The sequence below is a fragment of the Sphingomonas sp. genome (assembly GCF_035555815.1).
Classification (GTDB): Bacteria; Pseudomonadota; Alphaproteobacteria; order Sphingomonadales; family Sphingomonadaceae; genus Sphingomonas.
Window position 1 is genome coordinate 1 of sequence record NZ_DATMGG010000160.1, and the last position, 5,196, is coordinate 5,196.

The following is a 5,196-nucleotide window of genomic DNA, read 5'->3' on the forward strand; positions in this document are numbered from 1 at the left end:
CGTTGGCACAGATCAAGGCGCAGGTGCTGCGCGACTTCGCGATCGATCGCGCGCTCAAGACCGCGCGCGCATCCGCGGTGCAGGTGGTCGACAAGGCCAACAAGGGCACGCCGCTGTCGCAGGCGCTGGCCGCGACCGGGCTGAAGCTGCCGCCGGCGAAGCCGCTCGACATCTCGCGCGCTCAGCTCGCCGCGCAGCGGGCGCAGCTCCCGCCGCCGGTGACGCTGATGTTCGCGATGCGCGCCAAGAGCGCGAAGCTGCTGGAAGCGCCCGATCGCACCGGCTGGTTCGTCGTCTACCTCGACCAGATCCATGAGGGGAACGCACAGGGCAACGCCGGCCTGATCGCGCAGACCCGCCAGGGGCTGGGCGGCGTGTCCGGCCGCGAGCTGGTCGAACAGTTCACCGCGGCGGTGCGCGAGAACGTCGGCGTCAAGCGTGACGACCGGGCCATCGCCAAGGTCCGCAACGATCTGAGCGGCAACGCGGCGAGCGCCCAGTAAGGTGCGCGCCACCACGGTGTGCGAGGGCGTCGCCGAGGCGCGCGCGGCGCTGGCGGCCGGCCGTCCGGCGCTGGTGTGGCGGCGTCAGGTCGCCGACACGGAGACTCCGGTTGCCGCCGCGCTCAAGCTGATCGAGCCGGGGCGCGGCGACTTCCTGCTCGAATCGGTCGAGGGGGGATCGATCCGCGGGCGCCACAGCCTGATCGGATTGGCGCCGGACCTGCTGTTCCGCGCGCGCGGCGACGCGGCGGAGATCAACGCACAGTGGCTGACCGATCGCGACGCCTTTGTGCCCGCCGGCGAACCGACGCTGGCGGCGCTGCGCCATCTGGTCGCCGCCTGCCGCATGGACGTTCCCGCCGAACTGCCGCGCGCGCTGGCCTGCCTGGTCGGCTATTTCGGCTATGAGACGGTCGGGTTGGTCGAGCACCTGCCCCGCGCCCCGGCGAGCGCGCTCGACGTGGCGGACATGGTGTTCGTGCGGCCGACGGTGCTGCTGGTGTTCGACCGGCTGACCGATGCGCTGTTCCTGGTCGCGCCGGTGTGGCCGGGCCGGGACGCCGATGCCGCCGTCGCCGAGGCGATCGAGCGCATCGACGCCACCGCCGCGCGCCTCGCCACCGCGCAGCTTCCGCCGCCGGTCCGCGCCGATCATCCGCCGGTCGAGCCGGTGCCGGTGCTGCCGGCCGAGACCTATCGCGACATGGTGTTGAAGGCGAAGGACTATATCGTCGCCGGCGACGTGTTCCAGGTCGTGCTGGCCCAACGCTTCACCGCGCCGTTCGCGCTGCCGCCGTTCGAGCTGTATCGCTCGCTGCGGCGGATCAATCCGTCGCCGTTCCTCTATCACCTCGATCTGCCGGGCTATTCGCTGACCGGGTCGAGCCCGGAGATATTGGTGCGCGTCCGCGACGGAGAGGTGACGATCCGCCCGATCGCCGGCACCCGCCCGCGCGGCAAGACCGCGACCGAGGACGAGGACAACCGCGCCAGCCTGCTCGCCGATCCCAAGGAGCGCGCCGAACATCTGATGCTGCTCGACCTTGGCCGCAACGACGTCGGCCAGGTCGCCGCCGCCGGGTCGGTCAAGGTGACCGACAGCTATGGCATCGAATTCTACAGCCACGTCATGCACATCGTGTCGAATGTGGTCGGCGAACTGCGGCCCGATCGCGACGCGCTCGACGCGCTGTTCGCGGGTTTCCCGGCCGGCACGGTCAGCGGCGCGCCAAAGGTGCGGGCGTGCGAGATCATCGCCGAACTCGAGCCCGAAACGCGCGGCGCCTACGCCGGCGGGGTCGGCTATTTCTCGCCCGACGGCGCCATGGATTCGTGCATCGTCCTGCGCACGGCGGTGGTCAAGGACGGGGTGATGCATGTCCAGGCGGGCGCCGGCATCGTCGCCGACAGCGTGCCGGAATACGAGCAGCGCGAATGCGAGGCCAAGGCCGGCGCCCTCATCGCCGCCGCGCGCGAAGCGGTGGCCCGCGCGGGCGAAGCCGGGTTCGGGCAATAGCGGCGTAATGCCCTCTCCCACCGGGAGAGGGAGGGAGCCGCGAAGCGGCGGAAGGGTGAGGGTTGTTCCCGTCCTTGCCGACGCCTCGCCTCACCGTTCCCGCCGCCTTCGGCAACGGGCCGCTTCCCTCCCCAAAGGGAGAGGGAGTATCAACCCCTACTTCGGCGGTTCGACCGACTGACCGTTGGCCTTGGCGCGCCGCTCGGCGGCCCATTGCTCCGCCGCCTTCTGCGCGCAGCCGGTCTGGCCGTTACTGCCGATCGGCGAGCAGCTGCCCGGCAGCACCTTCTGGTTGTCCTCCATCACCCGGTCGACCTTGACCGCCCACGACGTCCCCGGCGCATCCTGTTTCGGCGCCTCGCGGAACTGCTTGGGGATGCGGAACTGTTCGTCGTCGGCGCGGCCGCACACCACGATCTCGTCCGCCTCTGCCTTTGGACAGCTCTCGCTGCCCTGAAGCTGAATGTTGCGGATCCGCTGCGGCGGCTTGCCATCGGTCCCGTCATTCACCTGCGGAGCAACGGCCAGCGACAGCGCGATCAACGTGGCAATCATCGAACACCTCCAGGGGCCGTGCGCGGCCGGTTACTCACTCGCCCGGATCATATGGGGCATGTTGCGCCGCCCTGCACCTGGGCTATGGCAAAATCATGATCCTCGTCATCGACAATTACGACAGCTTCACCTGGAATCTGGTCCATTACCTGATGGAGCTGGGCGCGGAGGTGCAGGTGGTGCGCAACGACGCGCTGACCGCGCAAGAGGCGCTGGCCAGCGGGGCGAGCGGCATCCTGCTGTCGCCCGGCCCCTGCACCCCCGACGACGCGGGCATCTGCCTCGATCTGGTCGCGGCCTGTGCCGAAGCCCGCCGGCCGCTGCTGGGCGTATGCCTGGGGCACCAGGCGATCGGCCAGCATTTCGGCGGCAAGGTGGTGCGCGGCGGGCTGATGCACGGCAAGACATCCCCGGTCGCCCACGACGGCACCGGGCTGTTCGCCGGGCTGCCTTCCCCCTTCACCGCGACCCGCTATCACTCGCTGGTCGTCGCCGACATTCCCGACAGCCTGGTGGTCAACGCCACCGCGTCCGACGCGCATGTGATGGGGCTGCGCCACGCCGCGCTGCCGATCCACGGCGTCCAGTTCCACCCGGAAAGCATCGCGACCGAGCACGGCCACGCGCTGCTCGCCAATTTCCTGCGCATCACCGGCGACGATCGGCGGGCGGCGGCATGACCGGCTTCGCCCGCCTGCCCGATCCGGCGACGCCGCTCAGCCGCGAGGCGGCGGCGCAGGCGTTCGCCGACATCCTCGACGGCCGCACCAGCGAGGAGGCGATCGCGGCGTTCCTGATCGGCCTGACCGAGCGCGGCGAAACCAGCATCGAGATCGCCGAGGCGGCGCGCGCGCTGCGCGACCGGCTGATCCCGATCGACGCCCCCCCCGGCGCGATCGATGTGTGCGGCACCGGCGGCGACGGCCACCACACGCTCAACGTGTCGACGGCGGTCAGCCTGGTAGTGGCCGCCTGCGGCGTGCCGGTCGCCAAGCACGGCAACCGCGCGGCGTCGTCCAAGGCAGGCGCCGCCGACACTCTGGAAGCGCTGGGGCTCGACATGGAACGCGCCGGCGCGATGGCCGAGGCGACGCTGCGCGACATCGGCATCTGTTTCCTGTTCGCCGCCAACCATCATCCCGCGATGCGCCGCATTCAGCCGATCCGTCAGCGCATCGGCCGCCGCACCATCTTCAACCTGATGGGCCCCCTCGCCAATCCGGCGCATGTCAGCCGGCAACTTTTGGGCATCGCCCGCCCGGATTATGTCCCCGTGTTCGCCGAGGCGCTCGCCAGCCTGGGCAGCGAGGACGCGGCGGTGATCTCCGGCGAGGAAGGGCTCGACGAACTGTCGTGCGCCGGCCCCAGCATCGTGTTCGGCGTCGGCAATGTCGCCTTACCCGACCGTATCGTGCCCGAGGATGCCGGCCTCCCCCGCTCACCGCTGGCCGAGCTGCGCGGCGGCGATCCCGATTACAACGCGGCGGCGCTGCGCCGGCTGCTGCGCGGTGAGCGCGGTGCCTATCGTGACGCGGTGCTGCTCAACGCCGCCGCCGCGCTGGTGATCGCCGGGCAGGCGAGCGACCTGATGCAGGGCGCCGCCACGGCTGCGGCCGCGATCGATACCTTGGCGGCCGACCGGCTGCTGGACGCCTGGATCGCCTATTCATGACGATGCTCGACACCATCCTGGCGACCAAGGCGGAGGAGGTCGCCTCGCGCCGCCGCGCGTTCCCGGTCGCCGATCTACACGCGATGGCGCTGACCCGCACGCCGCCGCGCGGTTTTCGCGCGGCGATCGATGCCAAGGCGGCGAACGGCTACGCGCTGATCGCGGAAATCAAGAAAGCATCCCCGTCCAAGGGATTGATCCGCCCCGATTTCGATCCGCCCGCGCACGCCCGCGCCTATCAGGCGGCCGGCGCCGCCTGCCTGTCGGTGCTGACCGACGCGCGCTATTTCCAGGGGCATGAGGAGTATCTGGTCGCTGCCCGCGCAGCCTGTACGCTGCCGGTGATCCGCAAGGACTTCATGATCGACCCGTGGCAGGCGCTGGAGGCGCGCGCCTATGGCGCCGACGCGATCCTGCTGATCGTCGCCGCGCTCGACGACGGGCAGATGGCCGAGATCGAGGATTCGGCGACCAGCCTTGGCATGGACGTGCTGGTCGAGGTCCACGACGCCGACGAACTCGATCGCGCGCTGCGGCTTCGGTCGCGCCTCATCGGGGTGAACAACCGCAATCTCAAGGATTTCTCGGTCGATTTCGCGCGGACCTATGAACTGGTCGGCCGCGCCCCGGCCGATTGCACCTTCGTCGCCGAGAGCGGCCTCGGCACCCGCGCCGACCTCGACGCGATGGCCGAACACGGCGTCCGCGCCTTCCTGATCGGCGAATCGCTGATGCGGCAGGACGATGTCGAGGCGGCGACGCGGGCGCTGGTGGGGTGACCGGCCTGACCCACCTCGACGATAGCGGGGCCGCGCGCATGGTCGATGTCGGGGACAAGCCGGTGACCACCCGCCGCGCGGTGGCCAGCGGCCGCATCACCCTGTCGCCCGATGCCGTCCGGGCGATCCGCGACGGCGCGGTGGCCAAGGGCGACGTGCTCGCCACCGCCC

6 protein-coding genes and 1 pseudogene are annotated in these 5,196 nt (G+C 70.7%); 6 read left to right on the forward strand and 1 reads right to left on the reverse strand.

What is annotated here, in order from left to right:
- Positions 1–503: pseudogene (locus VNR91_RS08885) on the forward strand (peptidylprolyl isomerase); the annotation flags it as partial.
- Between the two features lies 1 nt (position 504).
- Complete coding sequence (locus VNR91_RS08890; RefSeq protein ID WP_414712400.1) at positions 505–2,019, forward strand: anthranilate synthase component I family protein; 1,515 nt, start codon at positions 505–507, stop codon at positions 2,017–2,019.
- Positions 2,020–2,175: 156 nt separating this feature from the next.
- Here VNR91_RS08890 and VNR91_RS08895 read toward each other — a convergent pair whose 3' ends face one another.
- Positions 2,176–2,574 (reverse strand): hypothetical protein, encoded by a 399-nt coding sequence (locus VNR91_RS08895; RefSeq protein WP_325490407.1) that lies wholly within the window; start codon positions 2,572–2,574, stop codon positions 2,176–2,178.
- 95 nt (positions 2,575–2,669) lie between these two features.
- On the opposite strand from VNR91_RS08895, the gene VNR91_RS08900 reads away from it, so the two are divergent.
- The 4 genes from VNR91_RS08900 to VNR91_RS08915 form a co-directional block, all read left to right on the forward strand.
- Positions 2,670–3,254, forward strand: coding sequence for an aminodeoxychorismate/anthranilate synthase component II (locus VNR91_RS08900; RefSeq protein ID WP_325490408.1), 585 nt, complete (start codon positions 2,670–2,672; stop codon positions 3,252–3,254).
- A complete protein-coding gene (trpD, locus tag VNR91_RS08905; RefSeq protein WP_325490409.1) occupies positions 3,251–4,246 on the forward strand; it encodes an anthranilate phosphoribosyltransferase in 996 nt (331 codons plus the stop codon). The genes VNR91_RS08900 and trpD overlap by 4 nt, the downstream gene beginning before the upstream one ends.
- A complete protein-coding gene (trpC, locus tag VNR91_RS08910) occupies positions 4,243–5,025 on the forward strand; it encodes an indole-3-glycerol phosphate synthase TrpC (RefSeq protein ID WP_325490410.1) in 783 nt (260 codons plus the stop codon). The genes trpD and trpC overlap by 4 nt, the downstream gene beginning before the upstream one ends.
- Positions 5,022–5,196, forward strand: a 175-nt coding sequence (locus tag VNR91_RS08915) for a cyclic pyranopterin monophosphate synthase MoaC (RefSeq protein WP_325490412.1), incomplete at its 3' end; no start/stop codon positions are given. The genes trpC and VNR91_RS08915, both read left to right, overlap by 4 nt.

What these genes read in the sequence shown, in the direction of transcription:
- VNR91_RS08895 (WP_325490407.1), bottom strand. Translation starts at nt 2,574, where the DNA reads ATGATTGCCACGTTGATCGCGCTGTCGCTGGCCGTTGCTCCGCAGGTG.
- VNR91_RS08900 (WP_325490408.1), top strand. Translation starts at nt 2,670, where the DNA reads ATGATCCTCGTCATCGACAATTACGACAGCTTCACCTGGAATCTGGTC.
- trpD (WP_325490409.1), top strand. Translation starts at nt 3,251, where the DNA reads ATGACCGGCTTCGCCCGCCTGCCCGATCCGGCGACGCCGCTCAGCCGC.
- trpC (WP_325490410.1), top strand. Translation starts at nt 4,243, where the DNA reads ATGACGATGCTCGACACCATCCTGGCGACCAAGGCGGAGGAGGTCGCC.